The 24,602-nt window shown below is 62.7% G+C and carries 24 protein-coding genes and 1 pseudogene; 16 read left to right on the top strand and 9 right to left on the bottom strand.

Annotation, left to right across the window (positions count from 1 at the left end; translation table 11 throughout):
- The first annotated feature begins 43 nt into the window (after nucleotides 1-43).
- The 6 genes and pseudogenes from DND132_RS08890 to DND132_RS08870 all read left to right on the top strand — a co-directional run bounded on the left by DND132_RS08890 (nucleotide 44) and on the right by DND132_RS08870 (nucleotide 3,555).
- On the top strand, nucleotides 44-442 hold the full coding sequence (locus DND132_RS08890) for a Fur family transcriptional regulator (protein WP_014322392.1): 399 nt from the start codon (nucleotides 44-46) through the stop codon (nucleotides 440-442).
- Between the two features lie 281 nt (nucleotides 443-723).
- Nucleotides 724-1,296, top strand: coding sequence for a rubrerythrin (gene rbr, locus DND132_RS08885; protein WP_014322391.1), 573 nt, complete (start codon nucleotides 724-726; stop codon nucleotides 1,294-1,296).
- 28 nt (nucleotides 1,297-1,324) lie between these two features.
- The gene (locus DND132_RS08880) at nucleotides 1,325-1,714 is read left to right on the top strand and encodes a desulfoferrodoxin (RefSeq protein WP_014322390.1); all 390 of its coding nucleotides are present in this window, start codon (nucleotides 1,325-1,327) and stop codon (nucleotides 1,712-1,714) included.
- Between the two features lie 92 nt (nucleotides 1,715-1,806).
- Nucleotides 1,807-2,019, top strand: a pseudogene (locus tag DND132_RS18835) (rubredoxin); the annotation flags it as partial.
- 75 nt (nucleotides 2,020-2,094) lie between these two features.
- Nucleotides 2,095-2,256: a rubredoxin gene (gene rd / locus DND132_RS18700; protein WP_238528379.1), complete on the top strand. Its 162-nt coding sequence runs from the start codon at nucleotides 2,095-2,097 to the stop codon at nucleotides 2,254-2,256.
- Nucleotides 2,257-2,352: 96 nt separating this feature from the next.
- Nucleotides 2,353-3,555 carry an FprA family A-type flavoprotein gene (locus DND132_RS08870; protein WP_014322388.1) on the top strand — a complete coding sequence of 401 codons (1,203 nt, stop codon included), beginning with the start codon at nucleotides 2,353-2,355 and terminating at the stop codon, nucleotides 3,553-3,555.
- A gap of 362 nt (nucleotides 3,556-3,917) precedes the next feature.
- Here DND132_RS08870 and DND132_RS08865 read toward each other — a convergent pair whose 3' ends face one another.
- The 5 genes from DND132_RS08865 to DND132_RS08845 form a co-directional block, all read right to left on the bottom strand.
- Nucleotides 3,918-4,367, bottom strand: a complete 450-nt coding sequence (locus DND132_RS08865) for a YaiI/YqxD family protein (protein WP_041916034.1) — start codon at nucleotides 4,365-4,367, stop codon at nucleotides 3,918-3,920.
- A gap of 8 nt (nucleotides 4,368-4,375) precedes the next feature.
- Complete coding sequence (locus DND132_RS08860; protein WP_014322386.1) at nucleotides 4,376-4,579, bottom strand: YwbE family protein; 204 nt, start codon at nucleotides 4,577-4,579, stop codon at nucleotides 4,376-4,378.
- Nucleotides 4,580-4,654: 75 nt separating this feature from the next.
- On the bottom strand, nucleotides 4,655-5,845 hold the full coding sequence (locus DND132_RS08855; RefSeq protein ID WP_014322385.1) for an endonuclease/exonuclease/phosphatase family protein: 1,191 nt from the start codon (nucleotides 5,843-5,845) through the stop codon (nucleotides 4,655-4,657).
- A 183-nt stretch (nucleotides 5,846-6,028) separates the two neighbouring features.
- Complete coding sequence (locus tag DND132_RS08850) at nucleotides 6,029-6,532, bottom strand: hypothetical protein (protein ID WP_148266970.1); 504 nt, start codon at nucleotides 6,530-6,532, stop codon at nucleotides 6,029-6,031.
- A 75-nt stretch (nucleotides 6,533-6,607) separates the two neighbouring features.
- Nucleotides 6,608-7,663: an OmpA family protein gene (locus tag DND132_RS08845; protein WP_014322383.1), complete on the bottom strand. Its 1,056-nt coding sequence runs from the start codon at nucleotides 7,661-7,663 to the stop codon at nucleotides 6,608-6,610.
- A gap of 233 nt (nucleotides 7,664-7,896) precedes the next feature.
- On the opposite strand from DND132_RS08845, the gene rfaD reads away from it, so the two are divergent.
- The 8 genes from rfaD (at nucleotide 7,897) to DND132_RS08805 (ending at nucleotide 18,930) form a co-directional block, all read left to right on the top strand.
- Entirely contained in the window at nucleotides 7,897-8,877 is a 981-nt protein-coding gene (gene rfaD / locus DND132_RS08840) for an ADP-glyceromanno-heptose 6-epimerase (protein ID WP_014322382.1), read from the top strand.
- 15 nt (nucleotides 8,878-8,892) lie between these two features.
- Nucleotides 8,893-11,280 carry an LPS-assembly protein LptD gene (locus DND132_RS08835; RefSeq protein WP_014322381.1) on the top strand — a complete coding sequence of 796 codons (2,388 nt, stop codon included), beginning with the start codon at nucleotides 8,893-8,895 and terminating at the stop codon, nucleotides 11,278-11,280.
- A gap of 66 nt (nucleotides 11,281-11,346) precedes the next feature.
- Nucleotides 11,347-13,266: a DNA mismatch repair endonuclease MutL gene (gene mutL / locus DND132_RS08830; protein ID WP_014322380.1), complete on the top strand. Its 1,920-nt coding sequence runs from the start codon at nucleotides 11,347-11,349 to the stop codon at nucleotides 13,264-13,266.
- The gene (alr, locus tag DND132_RS08825) at nucleotides 13,266-14,390 is read left to right on the top strand and encodes an alanine racemase (RefSeq protein ID WP_014322379.1); all 1,125 of its coding nucleotides are present in this window, start codon (nucleotides 13,266-13,268) and stop codon (nucleotides 14,388-14,390) included. Before mutL ends, alr begins: the two co-directional genes overlap by 1 nt.
- 63 nt (nucleotides 14,391-14,453) lie before the next feature.
- Nucleotides 14,454-14,675, top strand: a complete 222-nt coding sequence (locus DND132_RS08820; protein ID WP_014322378.1) for a hypothetical protein — start codon at nucleotides 14,454-14,456, stop codon at nucleotides 14,673-14,675.
- Between the two features lie 469 nt (nucleotides 14,676-15,144).
- Nucleotides 15,145-16,938 (top strand): ATP-binding protein, encoded by a 1,794-nt coding sequence (locus tag DND132_RS08815; protein ID WP_014322377.1) that lies wholly within the window; start codon nucleotides 15,145-15,147, stop codon nucleotides 16,936-16,938.
- Between the two features lie 36 nt (nucleotides 16,939-16,974).
- Complete coding sequence (locus DND132_RS08810; RefSeq protein WP_014322376.1) at nucleotides 16,975-18,213, top strand: inorganic phosphate transporter; 1,239 nt, start codon at nucleotides 16,975-16,977, stop codon at nucleotides 18,211-18,213.
- Between the two features lie 42 nt (nucleotides 18,214-18,255).
- Nucleotides 18,256-18,930, top strand: coding sequence for a DUF47 domain-containing protein (locus DND132_RS08805; RefSeq protein WP_014322375.1), 675 nt, complete (start codon nucleotides 18,256-18,258; stop codon nucleotides 18,928-18,930).
- An 88-nt stretch (nucleotides 18,931-19,018) separates the two neighbouring features.
- Here the strand turns inward: DND132_RS08805 and DND132_RS08800 are convergent, their stop codons facing one another.
- The 4 genes from DND132_RS08800 to DND132_RS08780 all read right to left on the bottom strand — a co-directional run bounded on the left by DND132_RS08800 (nucleotide 19,019) and on the right by DND132_RS08780 (nucleotide 22,554).
- On the bottom strand, nucleotides 19,019-19,456 hold the full coding sequence (locus tag DND132_RS08800) for a YbaY family lipoprotein (RefSeq protein ID WP_014322374.1): 438 nt from the start codon (nucleotides 19,454-19,456) through the stop codon (nucleotides 19,019-19,021).
- Between the two features lie 271 nt (nucleotides 19,457-19,727).
- Complete coding sequence (locus tag DND132_RS08790; protein WP_014322373.1) at nucleotides 19,728-20,603, bottom strand: Mrp/NBP35 family ATP-binding protein; 876 nt, start codon at nucleotides 20,601-20,603, stop codon at nucleotides 19,728-19,730.
- A 111-nt stretch (nucleotides 20,604-20,714) separates the two neighbouring features.
- The gene (locus DND132_RS18695; RefSeq protein WP_238528153.1) at nucleotides 20,715-20,912 is read right to left on the bottom strand and encodes a NifB/NifX family molybdenum-iron cluster-binding protein; all 198 of its coding nucleotides are present in this window, start codon (nucleotides 20,910-20,912) and stop codon (nucleotides 20,715-20,717) included.
- A gap of 310 nt (nucleotides 20,913-21,222) precedes the next feature.
- The gene (locus DND132_RS08780) at nucleotides 21,223-22,554 is read right to left on the bottom strand and encodes a sigma-54 interaction domain-containing protein (RefSeq protein ID WP_014322371.1); all 1,332 of its coding nucleotides are present in this window, start codon (nucleotides 22,552-22,554) and stop codon (nucleotides 21,223-21,225) included.
- Between the two features lie 235 nt (nucleotides 22,555-22,789).
- Here DND132_RS08780 and DND132_RS17995 point away from each other — a divergent pair, with 235 nt between their 5' ends.
- Nucleotides 22,790-23,908 (top strand): DUF262 domain-containing protein, encoded by a 1,119-nt coding sequence (locus tag DND132_RS17995; protein WP_014322370.1) that lies wholly within the window; start codon nucleotides 22,790-22,792, stop codon nucleotides 23,906-23,908.
- Nucleotides 23,905-24,579, top strand: coding sequence for an MAE_28990/MAE_18760 family HEPN-like nuclease (locus tag DND132_RS18235; RefSeq protein WP_014322369.1), 675 nt, complete (start codon nucleotides 23,905-23,907; stop codon nucleotides 24,577-24,579). The genes DND132_RS17995 and DND132_RS18235 overlap by 4 nt, the downstream gene beginning before the upstream one ends.
- The last annotated feature ends 23 nt before the right edge of the window (nucleotides 24,580-24,602 follow it).

Raw genomic sequence — 24,602 nt, 5'->3', positions numbered from 1 at the left:
GGACCAGGGGAATAGTAATTGTTATCAAATATGGAGGACGTCCATGGCTCAGGAAATGGGTTTCAGGCTTTCCAAGCAGCGGAAAGTGATATTGGAAGAGTTGCGGAAAGTGAAGACGCACCCCACGGCCGACGAGGTTTACGACATGGTGCGCAAGATCATTCCCAGGATCAGCCTGGGCACCGTGTACCGGAATCTCGAGTTCCTGTCCTCCAAGGGACTGGTCCTCAAGCTGGGTGCGCCCGGCGAGCAGAAACGGTTCGACGGCACTCCTGAGCCGCATCCGCACATCCGCTGCGAGATCTGCACGGCCGTGGTGGACGTGGAGTGCGACATCGACATCCCGGACATCCCGGAGAGCTGCGCCGGCGGCTTCAAGATCCTGACCACCAACGTGGAATTCGTGGGCATCTGCCCCAAGTGCCAGGCCGCGCGGCAATAGACATTTCGGAAAATATCCGCATCCGCGGCGCAAGGCCGGTTGCCTCTCGGGGCAACCGGCTTTATTTTTTGATTCTATGGCCCGCACATCGCTTGACAGGGAGCGGGTTTATAATTAGTAATAATTCCCATCTTGGCAATAAGCCAATGCGCCGCCAGGATAAACGATGAAAGAACGAAAGACGCAACACCTTCTCACGGAATAATGCGACAAGCCCCCTGTTTTCGTGTACGGTGGCATCTGAATCGGAACACCAAGGATCCATTCCACAAGGAGGAATAATGTCCCTGAAAGGAACCCAGACCGAGAAGAACCTGATGTATGCATTCACCGGCGAGTCCCAGGCCCGCAACCGGTATACCTACTACGCCAGCGTGGCCAAGAAAGAGGGCTACGTGCAGATTTCCAAGATTTTCGAGGAGACCGCCGGACACGAGAAGGAACACGCCAAGCGGTTGTTCAAGTTCCTGGAGGGCGGCACCGCCGAGGTATCCGGCACCTTCCCCGCCGGGGTCATCGGCAACACCCTGGAGAACCTCAAGGCCGCCGCGGCCGGCGAGCACGAGGAGAACACCGAGATGTACCCCGGGTTCGCCAAGATCGCGCGCCAGGAGGGTTTCAACGAGATCGCCGCGGTCATGGAGAACATCGCCGTGGCCGAGCGGTACCATGAGGAGCGCTACAAGGCCCTCATCAAGAACATCGAGACCGACCGCGTCTTTTCCAAGGACGAGGAGATCGTCTGGCGCTGCCAGAACTGCGGTTACAATCACAGGGGCACCACCGCTCCCGTGAAGTGCCCGGCCTGCGACCATCCCCAGGCCCATTTCGAGATCAAGGACACCAACTGGTAATTTTTACGTCATCCAAGGAGGATTCGACATGGCTATCAAACTGGGCGAAGTGTACAAGTGTAATATCTGCGGCAACATCGTCATGGCCATTCACGAAGGCGGCGGCAGCCTGGTCTGCTGCGGCGAGGAGATGGTCCAGATGACCGAAAACACTGTGGACGCCGCCAAGGAAAAGCACGTCCCCGTCATCGAGAAGGACGGCGACAAGGTCACCGTCAAGGTCGGTTCCGTGGCCCATCCCATGGAGGAGAAGCACTACATCGAGTGGATCGAGCTCCAGGTGGGCGACGTGGTCCTGACCAAGATGCTCAAGCCCGGCGAGAAGCCCGAGGCCGAATTCTGCATCTGCGGCCTGTCCGGCCCGCTCAAGGCCCGCGAGTACTGCAACATTCACGGTCTGTGGACCGCCTCCGCGTAGGCGATCCCCTGTGCCGCGACGCCGCAGGGCGCGCGTGAGAGACACCCCGGGGTGGGCCGCAAGGCCCGCCCCTTTTCCCCCAGGGAGGCGACATGGCCCTGCCCGAAGAGATGTATCAGTGCCAAACCGTGAACTGCGGCTATATCTACAACCCGGACAAGGGCGACCGGAAGGGCAAGATCCCCAAGGGCACCCGGTTCGAGGACCTGCCGGACGACTGGCGCTGTCCCATCTGCGGGGGCACCAAGAAGTGTTTCCGCCCCCTGGCCGGTCCGGGTTCGACCCGGACGGATTGTGAATTGCCCGTTGAAACCGACCCCAAGAAGTTGACAGCGGCCGCCGCTGCTGCAAAAATACAAGTCCAAAAGGAGACCGATCCCATGCAGAAATACGTGTGCGAGATTTGTGGCTATGTTTACGACCCCGCCGAGGGTGATTCCGATGCCGACATCCCGGCCGGGACCAAGTTTGAGGACCTGCCGGACGACTGGACCTGTCCGGTCTGTGGTGCGGGCAAGGACAGCTTCGTACCCGAGGGTTAATTTTCGGCCCGACCAGCGGCCAGGGAGCGCGCACCCACGGTTCGCGCTCCTTTTTTTACCATAGCGGTTGAGCAACCGCTCAATGTGGAGAAGACCATGAGACCTGTTGAAATCAAGAAGGGCATTTACTGGCTGGGCGCGGTGGACTGGAACCGTCGCGACTTCCACGGCTATTCCAAGGCGCACAAGGGCACCACCTACAATAATTTTCTGATCGTGGACGAGAAGGTGACCCTGATCGATACCGTGGACGAGAGATTCTGGGGCACCCTGCAGTGCAACATCGCCCAGGTGCTCGGCGACCGGAAGATCGACTACGTGGTGGCCAACCACCTCGAGCCCGACCACTCCGGCTGCCTGGCCAAGGTCGTGGAGAAATACCAGCCCGAGAAGGTTTACACCTCGCCCATGGGCCAGAAGGCCATGAAGGCCCACTTCAAGTACACGGACTGGCCCGTGGAGGTCGTGCCCACCGGCACCGAGATCAAGATCGGCGCGCGGACCCTCTCCTTTGTCGAGACCCGCATGCTGCACTGGCCCGATTCCATGCTGACCTACTGCCCGGAGGACAAGATCGTCTTCACCAACGACGCCTTCGGCCAGAACTGGGCCACTTCCGAGCGCTGGGCCGACCAGGTGGACCGCTACCGGTTGGAAGAGCTCATGGCCAACTACTACGCCAACATCGTCCTGCCGTACTCCCCGGTGGTGCTCAAGACCCTGGCCGCCATCAAGGAGATGGGGCTGGAGATCGACACCATCTGCCCGGACCACGGCCTGCTCTTCCGGGGCGACGACTGCAACTGGGTCATGGAGACGTACCAGGGGTACGCCGAGCAGAAGCCCAAGAACAAGGCGGTCATCGTCTACGACACCATGTGGCACTCCACCGAGAAGATGGCCGAGGCCGTCGCCGCGGGCCTGGCCGACGAGGGCGTGTCCGTGCGCGTCATGTGCATGAAGAACAACCACCACTCCGACGTCATGGCCGAGGTCTTCGACGCGGCCGCCGTGGTCGTCGGGTCCCCGACCCACAACAACGGCATCCTGCCGCTCATGGGCGACATGCTGACCTACATGAAGGGTCTGCGCCCCCAGAACAAGATCGGTTCCGCCGTGGGCTCCTTCGGCTGGTCCGGCGAATGCGTCAAGATCCTGACCCAGTGGCTCGAGGACATGGGCATGGAGATGGTCGAGCCGGTCAAGAACCAGTATGTGCCCGACCATGAAGTGCTCGGCAAGTGCTACGAGCAGGGCAAGCAGATCGCCGCCGCGATCAAGGCGAAGTGGGGCTTCTAGTCTCCTTCTCATTATGCAATCAAGGCCCGGTCTCTTGGAGACCGGGCTTTTTTTGTGTGAAGCGGCTTCCGAGGACGGAGGTGCGGCGAAGAAGAGCCGCTGTCGGGTGCTGCGCACCCGAAACGCTCCAGGAAGAGGGAAGAGGGGGCTTCCGGTCGGTTTATTGGGCGAAGGCGGTGAAGCTGCAACCCTCCCCGCGAAGCGGCGACAAAGAGTTTGGGAAAAGGAGGGGATGGGGGTCCGGGGGAAGGGGAGGAAAAACCCTTTTCAAAGGGTTTTTCCTCCCCTTCCCCCGGCCGATCGCTGCTGTCCTCATCCGTAAGGCTCGAAGACTCGCCAACGGCTGGAGGCCCGGAGGCATCCTACTTCGTATTCCTGGTCAGGAAGCGGTCGAGTTGGTTGGTGAAGAGTTGTTTGTCTTTGGACCCGAGGGGGGCGGGGCCGCCGGGGGCGAGGTTGGCGGAGCGCAGTTCCTCCATGAGGTTGCGCATGCGCAGGAGGCTCTTGACGTTGTCTTCGGTGTAGAGTTCGCCGCGCGGGTTGAGGCCGGTGGCGCCTCGGGTCACGACGGCGTCGGCCAGGGGGATGTCGGCGGTGACAACCAGGTCGCCGGGTTGGACCCGGCGGGCGATCTCGTCGTCTGCCGCGTTGAAGCCCGCGCCCACCTGGATGGTCTCGATGAGCGGGGAGGGCGGCACGCGTAGCGGCATGTTGGCCACCAGGGTCATGGGGATTTGGCGGCGCAGGGCGGCCTTGAACAGGATTTCCTTGACCGTGTTGGGGCAGGCGTCGGCGTCCACCCATATGCGCAGGGCCACGGTCAGTCTCCCTGCTCGAGGATGGCCTTGACCCGGCCCACCCGGCCATCGGTCAGGCGGACCTTGATGCCGTGCGGGTGGGTGGGGGATTTGGTCAGCAGGGCGGCCACCGTGCCGCGGGTCAGCCTGCCGGTGGGCTGATCCTGCTTGAGCACGATGTCCACCAGCTGGCCGGGGTGGATGTCCTTGCGGGTTCTTCCGTCCATGTCTGTACTTCCTCGGGAGGTTGCCGGTTCCGGTGGACCCGCATCATGCGGGTCCGGGCCGGGTTTGTCCAGCCGCTACATGGGGATATCCACATTGTCCCGGATCAGGGTGCCGGACATGTTGCGCAGCCGGGTGAGGTATTCGGCGCTGAAGTCGATGGACAGTTCCACCCAAAGGGGCAGGTGGTCGGAGACCTGGAAGGTCCGCCAGGTCGTGAGATAGTAGTCCCTGAGCCCGGCCGGGTCGGCCAGCAGGGCATCGAGTTTGGCGATGCGCCTGTCCAGGGTGTCCGTGTCCTTGTGTCCGGCCAGGGCCTCGGCGCGTTCGGTCCGGGCCTTGTCGAGCTGACCTCGGACCGTGGCCTCCACGGCCTGCCGGTAGTCCGGGAAGCGGTCTTCGTCCATGACCGCCGAGAGCACGTCCAGGACGCCCTGGTTGCGGGCCGAGCGGGTCTGGCGGACCGTGCCCTTGCGCGGCAGCCAGGAGATCTGGTCGTAGAACTTGGTCCTGTCCGCGTTGGAGCCCACGTTGTTCTGGGCGGCCTGGAAGCCGTTGCGGATGAGGGCGTTGCCCGAGGGATCGCCCATCTTGTCGATGTTGAAGTCGCCCACCAGGATGTAGCTGCACGGCTCCTTTTCGGCGCGGGCCGCGATGTTGGCGGCCACGGCGTCGATCTCGGCCACGCGCCGGGCGTATTCCGGGGACCCCTGGCTCTCCTTGCCGAAATAGATGTGCACCGTGGTGAACAGGAAGCGGAACCAGCCCGCCTGGAACTCGCAGCCGAAGGGCGAGCGTGCGGGCTGGAGGTGTGCGTCGCCGTGTTCGATGAGGTCGCGCACCGGCAGGACCATCTCCCCGGCCACGCCCTTGAACCGGACCTTGGCCCGGTTGTAGATGAAGCCGAGCCGCTCCCGGTTGCCGCCGTCCTGTTCGGCCACGTCGGTGACGATGTAGTCGTACTGTGGGCCGAGCAGGCGCATGAGCTGGCGCAGGGGGCCGAGGTCGCGGCAGAGTTCCTGCACGGCCAGAACGTCGAAGGCCGAGATGGTCTCGGCCAGGAAGTACATGGCCTCCCTGATGCGCGGGCCGTGGCCGAAGCGGTTGTCGTCGAAGTTGCGGATGTTCCAGGTGCCGAGCACCAGGGTGTCGTGCAGGGAGGGCTCGGGCATGGCCTCGCCGATCAGCTTGCGCAGGCAGCGCAGCCCGTCCACGGTGCGGCGGCGCATGTCCGGGGTTTCGTACTTGAGCGGCCAGTAGTTGATCATCGTCGCCCCCTTGGCGGAAGGTGGCCGGCCGGGCGTTCCCGGACGGCGGGGATCAAACCCTGTATAGAATGGCGGCGCGCTCCTGGCAACCCGGCGCGGCCCCAGGCCAGGCGGGCGATGGGCGGACGATGGACGTGCGTCGAGAGCGGTGCGGACCGCCGGGGGAACGGGGAGCGGGTCGGCCTACTGCCAGGTGCCTTTCTTGTAGCTGAATATCTGGCGGTTGGGGATGACGGTCACGGGGGTGAACTCGGCGGCCCGGCAGGCGGCCGGGGACTCGCCCGTGGCCTCCATGACCAGCTCGCAGAAGCGCATGACGCCCACGAAGGGGATGGTCTTGGACTTGGAGCGGCTGACCTTGGTGACGATGGAGTCCATGTCGATGGCGTGGTAGCGGGCCAGGAAGGAGCCGTCGGCCTGCTTGATGATCTGCATGCGCGAGCGGGCCAGGCGGTGGTTCCGGTCCAGGGCCTTGGCCCGGACCCGGGCGAACTTGCTGAAGTCCGCGTTCTTGGCGACCAGCCCCTCGTCGAGGTAGAGGGGCATGTTCTTGGTGTTGATGTGGGTGGTGGCGTCACCCGGCGCGATGGCTGCGACGTCCTGGGCCCGGCAGGGCAGGGCGGAGGCCGCAAAAAAAGCCCCGGTCAGAAACACGGCCAACGTGGCATAAACGGTAAATTTGTGCATGGCGTTGAGTCCTTCCAACCAGAGCAGGAGGTTGGGCGGCGGCAGGGCACCGCCCAACCTTGATTTCCTATAGCGCTACTTGGTCTGGATTTCAACCCTGCGGTTCAGCTTGCGGCCTTCCTTGGTGGCGTTGTCATACTTGGGCGCGAGTTCGCCGTAGCCCTTGGCTTCCAGGCGGTCGGCGCTGACGCCGTTGTCGGTCAGCCACTTCATGACGGAGTTGGCGCGGCGTTCGGACAGGCCCTGGTTGTAGGCCTCGGTGCCGGTGGAGTCGGTGTGGCCGGAGATCTCGTAGGTGGCTGCGGTGTCTTCCTCGAGGATCATCTTGGCCTGTTCCAGCACGGGGACCATCTCATCGGTGATCTGGTACTTGTCGAAGCCGAAGTTCAGGTTGAAGGTGACCACTTCCTTGGCCGGGGCCGGGGCCACGACGACCGGAGCCGGGGCCGGAGCGGGCTCGGCCACGTCCTCATAGAAGACGGCCTTGGCGTACTGGTTCAGGGCGGTGGCGTCGGCGAAGGTCGCGCCGTTGGCGGCCACGGAGCACGGGAAGGCGGCGCGGATGCCGTCGACCACGGCCTGACCCTCGGCGGTGTCGGCGTAGCTGACCACGTGGACGCAGAGGTTGGAGCCGTACTTGGCGTACAGGTTCTTGGCCACGGCCACCGGGTCGGTGCCGTAGTTGGACTCGCCGTCGGTGAAGATGATCAGCGCGGTCTTGCCGGACATCTGGCCGACCACCTGGTTGATTTCATCAAGACCGGCGCCCATGGGGGTGCGGCGGTTGAAGATCTGGTACTCGGAGTCGATGGCGTTGACCGCGGCGGCCACGTTGGCGTCGGAATACGCCTTGGGCGCGCACTGGACTTCGAAGGGGGCGAACAGGACCACGGCCGAATTGTAGTCGAGCGCCGGGATAGCGGCGTTCAGGGCGAGCATGTCGCTCTTGGCCTTTTCGATTTTCTTGATGCCGTCGGCGTTGCGCATGGCCATGGAGCCGGACTGGTCAACGAAGAGGATGAAGTTATCGACTTTCTTGACCATCTTGGCATTTGCCGTGGCGGCGAACGCGAAGGAGAAAGTCAACATCGCGGCCAGCATGAACAAAAGCAGTTTTCTAGATTGTGTCATGATCTCACTCCTTTAGAGATTTCAGGCAAAGCATGGGTTCCTTATATGGGGACCATTAACTACCATATACGCAAAACGTATGTCCGCCGCAAGGGCGGACAGGGCAAATAGTAACAGAATGCGAAACGCTGTCCAGAAAAAGGGGCAACTCCTTGCGGTTGCGTCTCGACCTTGAACACAGTATGTAGAAGCGTTTGCGCCCCCGGGCGTCATCCAGGCAGCAAGGAGAAGCCATGTACATTGTCACCGGCGGCGCGGGATTCATCGGCAGCGCCATGGTCTGGAAGCTCAATACGATGGGCATCGACGACATCCTGGTGGTGGACAACCTGTCCACCAGCGAAAAGTGGAACAACCTCGTGGGGCTGAAGTATCAGGACTACCTGCACCGCGACCAGTTCCTCAAGTTCATCCTCGAGGGCGACGACCCGTTCGAGACCGAGGCGGTCGTCCACATGGGGGCCTGTTCCTCGACCACCGAGCTGGACGCGGACTTCCTCATGGAGAACAACTACCGCTATACACAATACGTCTGCCGGTTCTGCCTGGGTCACAACGCGCGCTTCGTCAACGCCTCGTCGGCGGCCACCTACGGCAACGGCGAGTTCGGCTTCGACGACAACGAGGCCGAGATCGGCCGGCTGCGCCCCCTGAACATGTACGGCTACTCCAAGCAGCTCTTCGACCTCTGGTCCAGGGACGCGGGCATCCTCGACCAGATCGTCTCCCTCAAGTTCTTCAACGTGTTCGGGCCCAACGAGTACCACAAGGACGACATGAAGTCGGTCATCTGCAAGGCCCACGCCCAGATCCTCGAGACCGGCAAGCTCAAGCTCTTCAAGTCCTACCGCGAGGAATACCCCCACGGCGGGCAGAAGCGCGACTTCGTCTACATCAAGGACTGCGTGGACATCATGGCCTGGTTCCTGGAGCACCGCGACAAGGGCGGCATCTTCAACGTCGGTACGGGAACTGCAAGGACCTGGAATGATTTGGCGAACGCGGTGTTTGCCGCCATGAACCGCGAGCCGGAGATCGAGTACATCCCGATGCCTGAGGTGATTCGTGATAAATACCAGTATTTTACCCAGGCGAATATGGACAAGCTCAGGGCGGCTGGCTGCACCGTCAAAATGACGAGCCTGGAGGATGGGGCCAAGGACTACGTCCAGAATTATTTGGACAAGGATGACAAGTACCTCCGGTCCAGGTAGCCGAAGGACGCTTTCTTGAGACGCAAGCTTTCGCGCATATCGCTGGCCGCCGGGACCCTGCTGGTCCTGTCGCTGTGCCTGCCGTGGACCATCATCGGCAAGACGCCCGACCGCAACAAGGTCAGGAAGTACGTGCCGGATGCGCCCGTGCAGGCCCCCGCGCAGGACGAGTGGACCTTTTCGGCCGACCGGGTGGTGGGCGACCACACAAGCGAGTACGTGGAGGCCTTCGGCAACGTCTCCCTGAGCCTGGGCGAGGACCAACTGCGCGCCGACTTCGCGCGCTACTACCAGGCCACGGGCTGGGTCTTTCTCAAGGGCAACATCCGGGCCCACTGGGGCGGCGACTTCCTCCAGGCGGACGAGGGCGAGTTCGACCTCAACAACATGACCGGCTGGCTCAAGAACGGCAAGCTGTTCATGGCCAAGCCCCACGTCTACGTGGAGGCCGAGCGCGTGGGCAAGGCCGTGGGCGACACCTACACCTTCAAGAACGCCAAGGTGACCTCCTGCTCGGGCGAGAAGCCCGCCTGGTCCGTGACCACGGAGGAGGGCGACGTGACCATCGACGGCCGCATCCACCTGTACCGCTCGGCCTTCCGGGTCAAGGACGTGCCGGTCTTCTACTGGCCGTACATGGTCCTGCCCGGCAAGGGGGACCGGCAGAGCGGCTTCCTCATGCCCTACGTGTCCAGCTCGGACAAGCTCGGCCTCCAGGTCAATCTGCCGTACTACTGGGTCATCAACGACGAGATGGACGCCACCTTCTACCAGAACTACATGAGCAAGCGCGGCTACATGCAGGGCGTCGAGTTCCGCCACACCGAGGACGCCTCGTCCAGGGGCATGTGGCAGGCGAACATCCTGAGCGACAAGGTCCGGGCCACCAGCGAGTCGGACGAGTGGGCGGACTACCAGGAGGACGGCCTGACCCGCTCCAACCGGGACCGCTGGTGGGTGCGCGGCAAGTACGACGGCTGGCTTGGCAGCCCCCAGTGGAAGATCAAGCTCGACCTGGACGTGGTCTCGGACCAGAACTACATGCGCGACTTCCAGTACGGGCCCGACGGGTACGAGAAGACCCGCGAGGAATTTCTGGACGTGTTCGGCCGCGACATAGAGAACAAGGACTCCCTGCACCGCTTGAGCAAGGCCTACGTCAGCCGCAGCTGGGACCGCTTCGGCGTGGTCGGCCTGACCCAGTACGACGAGAACCTGGCCTACCGCAACGGCAACAACCCGAGCAGCGAGGACCCGACCATCCAGATTCTGCCCGAGCTGAACGCCTACGCCTGGCAGCAGTCCCTGGGAGCGGGCTTCGAGGGGGCCGTGGACGCCAAGTACGACTATTTCCACCGCAACTACGGCGATTCCGGCCACCGTCTGATCCTCTCGCCCGAACTCAAGTACCCCCTGAAGAGCCGCTTCCTGACGGTCATCCCCTCGCTCTCCATGCAGGAAACCGCCTATTCCCTGAGCTCCCGCGAGGCCGTGGGCGACCTGGACGTGGTCGGCACGGGCGGCCGGGATTCGGTCATCGACACCACCAAGATCAAGGACGGCTTCCAGACCCGGACCCTCTGGACCGGCGGGTTCACGGCCTTTTCGGAGATGACCCGGACCTTCGCCCTGGGCGAGGCCCCGGCCGCGGACCCCGGCCTGGCCGGGACCTCCCGCTGGACCAGCCTGAAGAACTCGATCATGCCCCGGCTGGACTACACCTACAGGAACAACCTCACGGGCCAGGAGAAGCTTCCCTACTTCGACACCGACGACCGGGTGGAGGGGCTGAACCAGGTGACCTACTCCCTGACCAGCGTCCTGGACCGCCGCCGCGAGCGGGTGGTGCTCTCGCCGGGCTCGGACGGCGAGCCCGCGGCCCGGGTGGCCAAGGACTATCTCGACTTCCTGCTCTTCCGGGTGGAGCAGTCCTACGACATCCGCGAGGCCCAGCGCAACGACGAGCGCGACCTCTACGCGCGCAGGCCGTTCTCCGACGTCATGGCCGAGCTGAAGATCAAGCCCGCCAACTTCATGGAAATCCTGACCCGCAACTGGTTCTCGCCCTACATGGGCGACATGACCCAGAGCGAGAACACCCTGCGCTTCTACAAGGACGGACTGGGCGAGTTCTACGTGGGCTACGATTTCCTGAAGAGCCTGGACGAGTACAAGCGCACCCGCGACAACGACATGTCCATCATCAAGATCGGGGGCGAGTGGCAGGTCAACAACGCCGTCACCCTGGGGGCCCGCTACCGCCACGATTTCGTGGACGAGCAGGACCTGGAGCGGACCCTGTACATGGACTGGGCGGCCGAGTGCTACACCCTGCATTTCTCCTACAGCCAGAAGCCCGGCGACAACCGCTTCGAGGTCGGCTTCGACCTGCTCAACTTCTAGCCCGCGGCAACGCTTTCCGTGCCGCCGGGGTTGTGCCGCCCGGGCGGATGGTTATACTGAAGGGATATGACCGCATTGCCTGAAATCCGCGTACTGCCGCCGGGGCTCAAGAACCAGATCGCCGCGGGCGAGGTGGTCGAACGCCCGGCCAGCGTCGTCAAGGAACTGGTGGAGAACGCGCTCGACGCCGGGGCCACCCGCGTGGACGTGACCATCGAGCAGGGCGGCCGCGCCCTCATCGTGGTCCAGGACAACGGGTCCGGTATCCCGGCCAGCCAGCTGGCCCTAGCCGTGACCCGCCACGCCACCAGCAAGATCCGCGACTTCCACGACCTGTCCGACATCGGCTCCTTCGGTTTCCGGGGCGAGGCCCTGCCGTCCATCGCCTCGGTCTCGCGCTTCACCATGACCTCCCGCGCCGGAGGGGTGGAGGGGCCGGACGAGGGTCCGGCCGAGGCCGCCTTCATCGAGGTCCGGGCGGGCGAGGTGACCGCCACCGGCCCGGCGGCGCTGGCCTCGGGCACCCGCGTGGAGGTCCGCGACCTGTTCGCCGCCACCCCGGCCCGGCTCAAGTTCCTCAAGGCCGAGACCACCGAGAACCGGCGCTGCCAGGACGTGCTCATGCGCGTGTCCCTGGCCCACCTGCACGTGGCCTTTTCCCTGACCGTGGGCGGCCGCGAACTCTTCCGTCTGCCCCCGGACCAGACCCTGGCCGACCGGCTGGCCGCCTTCTGGCCCCCGGCCGTGTGCCAGGGGCTCAAGCCCTTCGACTGCGGACGCGACGGCTACCGGGCCCACGGCGCGGCCGGTTCGCCGAACACCGCCCAGGGGCGCGGCGACCGCATCCTGCTCTACGTCAACGGTCGCCCGGTCCAGGACAAGCGCATGCTCGCGGCCGTGCGTCAGGCCTACAAGGGCATGCTCCTGTCCCGGGAATATCCGCAGATCGTCCTCTTTCTGGACCTGCCCCGCGACCAGGTGGACGTCAACGTGCACCCGGCCAAGCTGGAGGTCCGCTTCCTGGACGAGCACCGCGTGTTCTCGGCCATCCGTTCCGGCGTGCTCCAGGCCCTGTCCGGGCCGGACGGGGAGATCGCGTCCGGCTGCGTCTCGCCCGAACGGCAGGACCAGGCCCCGTCCGCCTTCGGTCCCGGCCCCGCGTTCCCGCCGGACCGCGACCCCGCGGAACCGGCCCGGTCCACCCACCGTCCGGCCGCCTTCGCCGACGCCAAGTTTTCCACCTACCGCGCCTTCCGCGAGGACCGCGCCCGCGCCCTGGACCTGCCCGTGACCCCGTCCGGATTCCCCGCGCCGGGCCGACCAGGAACGGCCGAGCCCGCGCCCACCCTGGCCCGCGAGGCCGGTCCCGACGGGCCGAGGTTCGAACCGGCCGGGCCCGAACCCGCGCGGCCCGACGCCCTGCGCCCCGCCTCCCTGGCGGGCGGCGGCTACACCTACCTGGGCCAGATCGCGGACACCTACCTGGTCCTGCGCCGGGGCGAAGACATGCTCCTGGTGGACCAGCACGCGGCCCACGAACGCATCTTGCTGGCGGCCATGCGCGACCAGCGCAAAAAGGGCGACTCCCAGCCCCTGGCCCTGGCCCTGGAACTGCCCCTGCACCCCAGCGAGGCCGAGGTCCTGGCCGATCTCCGCGAGGACCTGCGCGCCATGGGCTTCGTCATCGAGCTGGACGGCCCGGCCAAGGCGCTGGTCCGGGGCATCCCCCCGACCCTTGAAACCGGCGAGGCACGGGAGTATCTGAAGGACGCCCTGGCGGAAAAGGCCAGGGGGCTGGACGACCTGTGGACCATGATGGCCTGCAAGACCGCCATCAAGGCCCGCCAGCCGCTGGCCGTGGACGAGGCCCTTGCCCTGCTGGAAACCTGGCTTGTCACCCCCGAACGCGAGTTCTGCCCCCACGGCAGGCCCGTGGTCCTGCGCTGGACGCCGGGGGATCTCGAAAAACTGTTCAAGAGAAAGTGATGATCGACTACAACAAACTCCGCGTGCGCATCCACCTGGACAACCTGCGCCACAACTACCGCCTGTTCACGAAGATCCACGACCGCGTCATCCCGGTGATCAAGTCCGACGCCTACGGCCACGGCCTGGTGGAGGTCGCCTCCGCCCTGGAAAAGGACGGGGCCGACACCTTCGCCGTGGGCTTCGTCCACGAGGCGGCCAAGCTGCGCCGGGCCGGCTGCGACAAGCGCATCCTGGCCCTGCTCGGGCCCATCTCGGACGAGGACATCCAGTCCCTGTGGACCGACCGCATCCTCACGCCCATCTCCCACTGGGCCCAGCTCAGGCGCGTCCTGGCCGCGTCCGAGCAGAACGGGCCCCTGGACATCGGGCTCAAATTCGACACCGGCATGCGCCGCCTGGGCTTCCTGCCCGAAGAGGCGGGCGAGGTGGCGGCCCTGCTCAAGGGCGGCAACGTCACGCCGGTCATGGCCACCTCCCACCTGGCCCGGGCCGATGAGCCCGGCCGGGAAAAGGATGTGGCCCTCCAGGCCCGCCGCTTCCAGGCCGCCCTGGACGGCCTGGCCGGGGCGGGCTTCGTGGTCGAGGCCAACCTGGCCAACTCGGCGGGCGGCATGGTCCACGAGAACTGCCGCATGGATTCCATGCGGCTGGGCATCGGCTTGTACGGCTGCGACCCCCTGGAGGGCGCGGGCGAGGAACGGCTGCCCGGCAAGCTTTTGCCCGCCATGGAGGTCACGGCCCCGGTCATGCAGGTCCACCCCCTGAAGCGGGGCGAGTCCATCAGCTACGGCTGGACCTTCACCGCCGAGCGCGACGCCATGGTGGCCATCGTCGGCGTGGGCTACGCCGACAACTACAGCCGCGCCCTGTCCAACCGGGGCGAGATGGTCCTGCACGGCAGGCGCGTGCCCATCCGGGGGCGGGTCTGCATGCAGATGACCGCGGTTGACGTGACCGAACTTATGGGTGAAGGGATAGAGGTCCTGCCGGGCGACGAGGCCTGGCTTCTGGGCGGTCCGGGCGAACACCCGGTCACCCCCGAGGACCTGGCCGAGTGGGGCAACACCATCACCTACGAGGCCTTCTGCCTGCTCGGGCAGAACCGCCGGGAATACGTGTAGGTTTTTTCGACAACGAACAAAGGGGCCGCCGGGCGCGAGCGCGGCGGGCCGGGGAGCAAGGATATGCCTGCTGTACAAGACGATGAATGGGTCGTGGCCGAGAGCTATCCCGTCAGGGAAATGGAGGCCAATGGCGTGACCCCGAAGTGGGTCGAGGGCAAGTGGCTGGACGTGGCCGAGGACATGGCCCTCATCCCGGAGAACAACGTCCGCCTCATCGTCGAGGACGGCGTCTGCCGGGTGGAGGTCTCCACCTACCTCATGGAGTGCATGCGCGGCTTCTAGGCGGCGCGAAACGGGTTTTCCGGCCCGGTCCCGAGCGCGCAATCGCGTGCCGGACCGGGCCTTTTTCGCGGCCGGAAGGGGACGACCATTTTGTCGGCCTCTCGTATCGCCGCCGACAATTTTGCCGGTCCGCGCAACAAGTCCGCAGATCGCGCGGTCGGCGCGCCGTATGCATCCCCCTCCCCCCACAACGGCCGCCGACAACTCGGCGCGGCTCTTTGCATTTCCCTATAAAGTCAATTATTCCACAAAAGTGTAGCCGCCGTTTCCGCACCCGTCGGGGCCCCGCGCGGCCCGGTTTCCCCCGCTTTTCCTTGCCTTTTCCGGGTGCCTTTGTCACATAACTGTAACACTGCGAAACATTACAATTCGGTTACGATTGTGTTACACAGCGCACGCGTTCGGCGAAAGAGGTACTTGATCTCGTCGATCAACATGTAACCGCTGAACGCGCCATCAAGGACGGGCAATGAAACTGCGCTCTTTTCAGATGCGGATCCTGTTGTGGACCTGGGGGCTGCTCCTCATGGCCATGGCCGTGGTCTTCTTCTACTCCACGAGCATCGTCGGCGACGAGCTGGTCACCGAGGCGGAGATCCGCACGCGGCACCAGATCGAGGCCATCGAATGGCTCATCCAGGACCACTCGCCGTTCACGTCCCCCCAGGACTTCGCCGGGTGGCTCGACGCCCTCGCCTTCAAGCTCAATTCCCGGATCACCTACATCGTCGAGGGCAAGGTCGTGGCCGACTCCGAGGTCCCCTTCGCCGACCTGGGCCGTCTCGACGACCACAGCCACCGGCCCGAGGTCCTGGCCGCCCTCAAGGGCGAATGGGGCGTCAACGTCCGTCACTCCGATACCCTGGGCAAGGACATGCTTTACGTGGCCCGGAAGTTTTCGGGCGTGCCCGCCGTGACCGGGGGCATCCTGCGCATGGCCGTGCCCTTTTCCCACGTCAGCGCGCGGCTCGACCTCCTGCGCACCAACCTGGTCTGGCTCTTCCTGGGCACCTTCGCCCTGGCCGTGCTCCTGAGCGTGGTCATGTCCCACAACATGAGCCGCGACATCCGCGCCTTTTCCGAGCTGGCCCGGTCCATCGGCGAGGGCGACTACGCCAAGCGGCTGCGCGTCCTGCCCGGCGGCGAGTTCAAGCCCCTGGCCCAGTCGGTCAACGCCATGGCCCAGTCCATCGAGCGCAGCATCGAGCTCATCCAGGACCAGAAGGGCCAGCTCCAGGCCGTGTTCGGCGGCATGCGCGAGGGCGTGTTGACCCTCGATTCCCACGGTCGGGTGGAGTCCTTCAACAAGGCCCTGGACGAGATGTTCAACCTGCCCGCCACCACCGTGGGCCGTTCGCCCATCGAGGTCATCCGCCGCTTCGAGATCCAGGACCTGGTGGACCAGGTCATCGCCGAACCCGAGGCCGGGCCCAGGTCCATCCAGATAGACATCATGGACACGCGCTCCGTGGAGGTCACGGCCGAGCGCTTTCTGGACCAGAACGGCGTGCGCAAGGTCATCCTGGTCTTCTACGACATCACCGAGATGAAGCGCAGCGAGAAGAGCCTCCGCGATTTCGTGGCCAACGCCTCCCACCAGCTGCGCACCCCGCTGACCTCCATCAAGGGATACACCGAGACCCTGCTGGACATGCCGCCGGAGGACCCCGCGTCCGCGCGCAAGTTCCTGGAGACCGTGCTCAAGAACGCGGATCACATGGACAAGGTCATCTCCAGCATGCTGGCCCTGGCCAAGTCCGAACAGGCGGGCAAGCAGGTCAAGCTCGTGCCCCTGTCCGGCCGCGAGCACCTGTCCAGGGCCATCGACGACCTGGCCGTGTGGGCCGCCGAGCGCGACATCACCTTCCGCACACGCACCCCGGACGACGAGATGACCGTCATGGGCGAGACCGACGGGCTGCTGCACGTCTTCCACAACCTGCTCAACAACGCGGTCAAGTACAGCCCCGACGGCGGGGTCATCACGGTCAGCGCCGAGGACGACGGCGAGTCCATCGTCTTCTGCGTGGAGGACCAGGGACCGGGCATTTCCCGTGAACATTCCACCAAGGTGTTCGAACGCTTCTACCGGGTGGACGAGAACACCATCGACGGGTCGGGCAGCGCCGGGCTGGGCCTGGCCATCTGCCGCCGCATCGTCAAGAACCTGGGCGGGGAGATCTGGCACGACGGCTACGGCGAGGACGTCCGCGGAGCGCGCTTCTGCTTCCGCCTGAACAAGCCGGGGGATTCGGCCTTGTAACCTTCTAACCAATTCCCTCGGAAGAGGGTCTATACGATGGATATCTACGATCTGTTCCTATACATGTCCGTGGGGGCCGGGTTCCTCATGGCATTCAACCTCGGGGCCAACGATGTGGCCAACTCCATGGCCTCGGCCGTGGGGGCCAGGGCCATCACGGTCAAACAGGCCGTGTTCATCGCGGGCATCCTGAACTTCGTGGGCGCGGTCTTCCTCGGGTCCCACGTGACCGCGACCATCAGCAAGGGGATCATCAACCCCGAGGTCATCTCGGACCCGAAACTGATAATGATCGGCATGTTCGCCTCGCTCCTGGCCGCCGGACTGTGGGTCCTTGTGGCCACCCTGACGTCGCTGCCGGTCTCGTCCACGCACTCCATCGTCGGGGCCATCACCGGGTTCGGCCTGGTGGCGGGAGGCCCGGACGTGGTCAACTGGCTGAAGATGGGCGGCATCGTCCTGTCCTGGATCATCTCGCCCTTCTTCGCCGCGGCCATCGCCTATTTCATCTTCACCCACATCCGGCGGTACATCCTGTTCCAGCGCCACTTCGTGCATCAGGCCAAGAAGTGGGCGCCCATATGGGTGGCCGTGACCCTGTCCATGATCTCCCTGTCCTTCCTGTACAAGACCCCGGCGGGCAAGGCCCTGCACCTGCACTGGCTGGTCTCGCTGGGCATCGCCGCGCTGCTCTCCCTGGTGGCCTGGGCCGTGTCCCGCTACTTCGTGGGCAAGATCGTCCTGGACGAAGAGGAGGGCGCCGAGGGCGTGGAGCGGGTCTTCCGCAAGATGCAGGTCGGCACCTCCTGCTACGTGGCCCTGTCCCAGGGGGCCAACGACGTGGCCAACGCCATCGGCCCGGTGGCGGCCATCTATCTCATCGCCAAGGAACACGTGCTCCTGTCCAAGGCGGACGTGCCCTGGCCCATGCTCGTCCTGGGCGGCTTCGGCATCGCCGTGGGCATCGCCGTGCTCGGCCACAAGGTCATGGCCACGGTGGGCGAGAAGATCACCACCCTGACCAACACGCGAGGATTCGCCGTTGACTTCGGCGCCGCCTCCACCGTATTGATCGCCTCCAATCTCGGCCTGCCGGTGTCCACCACCCACGCGGCCGTGGGCGGCGTGGTCGGCGTGGGCCTGGCGCGCGGCTTCTCGGCCGTGGACTTCCGGGTTCTTCTGCGCATCGTCGCCTACTGGGTGGCCACCGTCCCCATCGCGGCCCTGACCAGCATAGTTCTCTTTGTGCTGCTCAAATGGTTGTGTTACAGCTAGGTTACAACACTCGAATCAACCCTTTTCAGTAGAGGTTATCATATGTTTTTCAGAATCCCCTTCTTCGGTCTGCTCGGCGGGCGCTCTCCCATGGACGGGCTGGTTGAACACTACGACAAGATCGCGGAGTGCATCGCCGCCATCGACGAGTCCCTGGAGTGCTATGTGTCCGGCGGGGTCTGCCGCGAGTTCAAGGAACTGACCAAGACCATCGACGAGATCGAGAACCACGCCGACTCCATCAAGCGGAACATCCGCAACCACCTGCCCAAGGGGTTGTTCATGGCCGTGGAGAAGCACCTGTTCCTGTCCTACACCAAGAGCCAGGACAACGTGCTCGACGCGGCCCAGGACGCCCTGCACTGGCTGGCCATCCGCCCGGTGGTCATCCCCGAGGACATCCAGAAGGACATGATCTACCTCCTGGACTCCGTGTCCAAGTGCACCGTGCTCCTCGGCCCGGCGCTGAAGTCCACCATCGGCCTGCTCAACGGCGAGTCCCTGGACCGCGAGGGCACCAAGGAGTGCTACCGCAAGGTCCGCCGGGAGCGCGACGAGGTCCGCCGCCGCAAGAACGCCCTGGAAAAGAAGATTTTCGAAAAGGACATCGACTTCAAGGACATCTATCAGCTCATCCACTTCGTGGACTGCCTCGACAACATGGGGCACAACACCGAGAACTGCGCCGAGCTGCTGCGCTCCATGATCGCCCGATAGTCCGGATGCGGGCCGCGCGCCCGTCCCGTTCGACCGCGAAAAAGGCCCGACGCCATGCGCCGGGCCTTTTCTTTCGCCTTGCGGCCCGCTAGCGCCGGACCATCCTGACCTGGATCGACACGGGGTCGTCCCCCTGGGCCAGGGGGTTGACCCGTGCGGCCCCGGTGAACAGGACCTGGCCCTTGAGCTCGATGCGCGCGTTCAGGGAGTAGGTCAGCCGCGAGTCGATGCGCCTGGGGTCGAAACGGACCCTGGCCGTGAAGGGCGGGGCCGCCTTGACCGGGATGAAGGCCGTGGCCACGGTGCCCTCCGCGCGGTTGAGGCTGGAGATGTTCTCCAGGGTCAGGAACAGGGTGCAGCCGGGCGGCAGGGGCATGCGTTCGGCGTAGGCGACCTCGGCACGCAGGTCCGTGAGCGGGGTCACGGTCGAGGCCGAGGGCGCGGCCCGGCGGGCGGGCGAGCACGCGGCCGGGAGCAGGGCGGCCAGCAGTAGGACGGCCCCGATGAGGGCGAGGGGCCGGGCCATGGGCCGTGTCCGGCGGGACCGTGCCGGGCGGGTCCGTACCTGAACGAAAGAGGGACAGTGCATCGGCGACTCCGTGTTTGCGGCATGCTACGCAATTTCCCCCGGCACCGCCAGCCGCGTCCCGGCCGTGCCGTCGCGCGGCCGCCGTCCGCGAAGCGGCGGCGGACAGTCCAGGAGGGTGCGAGGAGGGGCCGGTGGCGGGGGGACGGCAAAAAAGAACAAGGGCCCGGAGGCGCGTGCGCCTCGGGCCCTTGTCATCTCAACTTCTCGACTACGCCTTGGGCGGGTCGGGGAGGGCGAGGATGGGGGCGATGATCTGTTCCATGGCCTTGCCGGTGGCGGTGTCGCGGTGGACCTTCATGAAGGGGAAACCTTCGTCGCCGGACTCGGCCACGGCGGGGTCCAGGGGGATGCGGCCGAGGAACTGAACGCCCGATTCCTTGGCCAGCTCCTCACCGCCGCCGGTCTTGAAGATGTAATGCACCTTGCCGCAGTCGGGGCAGGCGAAACCGGACATGTTCTCGACGATGCCGAGCACGCGGTTGCCGACCTCGCCCACGAAGGACACGGACCGGCGCACGTCGTCCACGGCCACGCCCTGGGGGGTGGTCACGATGACGGCCATGGCCGTGGGTCCCAGCGTCTGCAGGGTGGACAGGGGCTCGTCGCCGGTGCCCGGAGGGCAGTCCACGATGAGGAAGTCGAGGTCGCCCCACATGACGTCCTCGACGAACTGCTTGATCAGGCCCATCTTAACCGGGCCGCGCCAGATGACGGCCTGGCGGTCGTCCTGAAGCAGGAAGCCGAGCGACATGACGGACAGGTTCTTGCTCCACGGCACCGGTTCCATGACCTGGTCGCCGATATGGGGCTGCTGGCCCTTGAGGGAGAGCAGGCGGGGCACGCTCGGGCCGTGCACGTCCACGTCGAGCAGGCCGACCTTCTTGCCGGCCAGGGACAGGGCTACGGCGATGTTGGCGGCCACGGTGGACTTGCCCACGCCGCCCTTGCCGGACATGACCACGATCTTGTGTTTGATGCGGCCCAGGGTCCTTTTCAGTTTCTGATCTTCGGGCTTGTCGCAGCCCGTGCTGCTGGTACAGGTTCCGTCAGGCGAGGCGGAGGCACATCCTTCACAACCACTCATACTGTTCTCCTGAAAAATGGCGACCCGAAGCCGCCCTAGAGGTAGATGCGGAACCCGACCGGCGAACGCCCGCGGCCGGGTTACTGACAAATAACCATAGTCGGGGAAATGTCAAACCGAGGCCCCCGGCATGGTCAGTTCGTCCAGGCCGCCGCGCAGGAATCCGTCGAGGACCTGCCCTTCGGTGCCGGTAAGCCAGGGGATGACCGTGATCCCGGCCCGTTCCAGGGCATGCCGGGTGCGGTTGCAGATGGCGCCGCACAGAAAAATGGTTACCCCGCAGGCCAATATGGCGGATGTCCTGTCCATAGGGTCCTTTGAGGGAAGGGATAGGAGGCCTGCGGGGTAAGATTTGTCGTCGCGTATTTCAAAAAGCTTGTATCCGTCCGCGTTCTCGCACACGGAGGCCAGTCGGTCCTGGTAGCACGCCAGGCAGATCAGCTTGGCGGAATCCGTTTTCATCGTCGCTCTCCAAAAAGTCCGGCAGGACCCGAACCGGTTGCTTCTTTTAAAGCATGGAGCGTGCCAAATAAAATATCAATTTAAATAAGGTGGTTGGCTGAGGCTGGAACAAACAAAAGGGCGATTTTTCCGCCCTAATGGAGCGAAGTGGGGCGAATTATTCGCCCTTGCCGGGCTCGGCCAGGAGGCGGCGCAGGGTATCCTTGGTGATGCCCAGTTCGCGGCAGGCGGCCATGCGCCTGCCGTTGTTGCGGCGCACGGCCTGGCGGGCGGCGCGGCGCTTGATGGCGTCCATGGTCCCGGACAGTCCGGCGGACCCGGCGCGGCGTCCGGCCTTGGGCAGGAGGTATTCCGGGAGGTGCTCCACCTGGATGAACCCGTCCGGGCAGAGGATGAAGGCGTATTCGAGGATGTTTTCCAGTTCGCGCACGTTGCCGGGGAAGTCGTGGCGCATGAGCACGTGCATGGCGTCCTCGCTGACCCCGAGGATGGCCTTGTTGCGCAGGGCATTGAATTCCGCCAGGAAGTGGTCGATGAGCAGGGGCAGGTCCTCCTGGCGCTCGGTCAGGGGCGGCAGGGTCAGGGTGACCACGTTGAGGCGGTAGAACAGGTCCTGGCGGAAGCTGCCTTCGGCCACGGCGTCCTCGAGGTTGCGGTTGGTGGCGGCCACCACGCGCACGTCGGCCCTGACCGGGGTCACGCCGCCCAGCGGCTCGAAGGTCTTTTCCTGGAGGAAGCGCAGGAGCTTGACCTGGAGGTTCTGGGGCATGTCGCCGATCTCGTCCAGGAAGACCGTGCCGCCGTCGGCCAGCTCGAACCGGCCCGGCTTGTCCGTGCGCGCGTCGGTGAAGGCGCCCGCCTTGTACCCGAACAGCTCGGATTCGAGCAGGGTGTCGGGCAGGGCACCGCAGTTCACGGCCACGAACGGCCCGTCCTTGCGCGCGCTCAGGGAGTGGATGGCCCGGGCGAAGAGCTCCTTGCCCGTGCCGCTCTGGCCGAGCAGCAGGGTGGTGGCCTCGGACTGGCTGATCTGCGGCAGGATGCGGAAGATCTTGTCCAGGGCCTGGGAGCGGCCCACGATGTTCTCGAAGCGGTAGATGTCCTTGGCCTGCTGGCGCGAGACGTGGATGTCGGTCAGGTCGCGGAAGGTCTCCACCCCGCCGACGACCACGCCGTCCTTGTTCTTGAGGGGCGAGGCCGAGATGGAGATGGGCAGGGTCGTGCCGTCCGAGCGGACGATGAAGATGGACTTGTTGACGATGCGCCCGCCCTTGCGGATGCAGGACTTCACGGCGCACTGGCCGTCGCACAGGGACGAGCGGAACACGTCCCAGCACTTGCGCCCCAGGGCGTCTGCCTGGGAGATGCCGGTGATGCGCTCGGCGGCCTCATTGAAATAGGTCACGTTCCACTCGGCGTCCACGGTGAACAGTCCGTCGGCGATGGAGGCGAACACGGCCTCAAGGGGCAGGTCTCTGGGAAACGGCATGGGTCCACCCTACCCCGCCGTCCACGAGAAGCCAATCAAAAAGGGCGAAAAATTAGCCCACGACAAATATCAAACATTGTAAGATGCAGTGTTTTAAAATATCTATTATTTTGTGTGAGAATATGATAAAATTATAATTAAATTGAAGTACACACTCCCATAAGATAAATGAGCAGTTGGCACGGAGGAGAACATTTGCTAATAAATACAAAAAAATAAAACAGAGGAATCCCAAATGCCGCTTATAGATGAAATTGAGCAACATTCCGCAACAGTCTCTGCGGACTCTTATTCAATGTCGATCAATGAATTGGTCACAATGTATAAGGACAAAGAAATAGATATTCACCCAGAATTCCAAAGATTTTTCAGATGGGAGCTGGAGCAAAAGTCCAAGCTAATCGAGTCATTTCTTTTGGGAATACCAATACCACCCGTTTTTGTTGCTGAAAAAGAGGATTCAAAATGGGAGGTTATTGATGGTCTTCAAAGGTTGTCAACTGTTCTAGAGGTGATGGGCGAGTATGTGGATGAAAACGGCAATAAGAAGCCACCCCTTACTTTAGTAAAGACAAGATATCTCCCTGACTTAGAAGGAAAGAGGTGGAGTGTCGAAGAAAATGATGATGACAACATTGAACTTCCAGAAGCAGCAAGAATTAAAATCAAACGATCAAGAATTGATATATCGATAATAAAAAAATCAAGTGATGCTATTGCAAAGTACGAAATATTTCAAAGATTGAATACTGGCGGCTCAAACGCAACCGATCAAGAAGTTAGAAATTGCATAATATTGATGACGAATAAAGACGCCTTGACTTGGATGCAAGACATGGCCAGCTTGGATGCTTTTAAGGGCTCATTCCTGTTCTCGGAAAAACAGATAAATGAATCATATGACCTTGAATTGGTAACACGATTTATTGTCTTGGCATTATCATCTTACGAGGATTTAGCAGGTATAAGCGAACTTGGCGACTATTTAACAACTGCAATATTAAAAATCATAAATGATCATAACCAATTGCATAGTGTGCTGGATGTGTTTACCAAAGTGTTTACATTTTTAGATGCAGCCTTGGGGGAGAATTCATTCCGCAAATACAATCCAGATAAAAAAGTGTATTACGGTGCTTCGTTAATATCAATTTTCGAAGTTGTCGCCATAGGGTTAGGGATTCACATCCTTCGTGGAGGTAGTGAGCCTAATATCGATGAGTTCCAGGAAAAGCATAAAGAGCTTTGGGGGAAGATAACAGAAGGACTTGGTAAGTCTGTGGGATCAGGCGTAAGAGCTTCAACAAGAATACCTCAGACAATTGCGTTTGGGGTAAGTCTTTTCCAACAATGAAAATAAGATCGCTAGAAGAGTTAATTAATTGTTTAGCAGCAAATAGTGCTAAACGGAAAAAAGAATTAATAACTCACAAAAGCCTCATTTCTGATGGAAGGGTTGGATTTCGTCAGTTCTTTTTTAGGTCTTCTGTTGTGTTCGCCTATGCACACTGGGAAGGTTTTATTAAACATAGTGCAATGTCATACTTGACATATCTCACACATTTAAAACCAGCAGTTTCAGACATGACCGATAATTTTCACGCAATTTGTTGTAAAAATAAAATTAATACATCTGTTTTGGCTACCAAGCGTATTGCCCCTCATCTTGATTTGATCCGATTTTATAAATCGGAGGTACTAGAAGGGTTAAAATACTCAGAGGCACCTGCGATTGATACAGAATCAAACCTTAACTCCGACGTTTTTGAAAACATATGTTCAATTATTGGAATGGAGTACTCCGAACATTGGTCACAACGAGCACCCTTTATTAATGAACTCGTAATGAATAGGTGCGCAATCGCTCATGGCGAACTGATAGACATACCCCAAAGGTATGCGATCGAAGTTGTTGATTTTGTCTATTCCTCCATAGATCGCTTTGGTGCTGATATCGAAAACACAGCTGTCCAGCAGTTATATTTGAGGGCAAAGTATGACAAATATAAAGGCATTCGGCCCTAAGTTGATTTTGTCAACCCTGGCAA

The sequence above is a fragment of the Pseudodesulfovibrio mercurii genome, assembly GCF_000189295.2.
Classification (GTDB): Bacteria; Desulfobacterota; Desulfovibrionia; order Desulfovibrionales; family Desulfovibrionaceae; genus Pseudodesulfovibrio; species Pseudodesulfovibrio mercurii.
The sequence above is the reverse complement of the archived record's forward strand: the minus strand, read 5'-3'. Positions and strand labels throughout refer to the sequence as shown.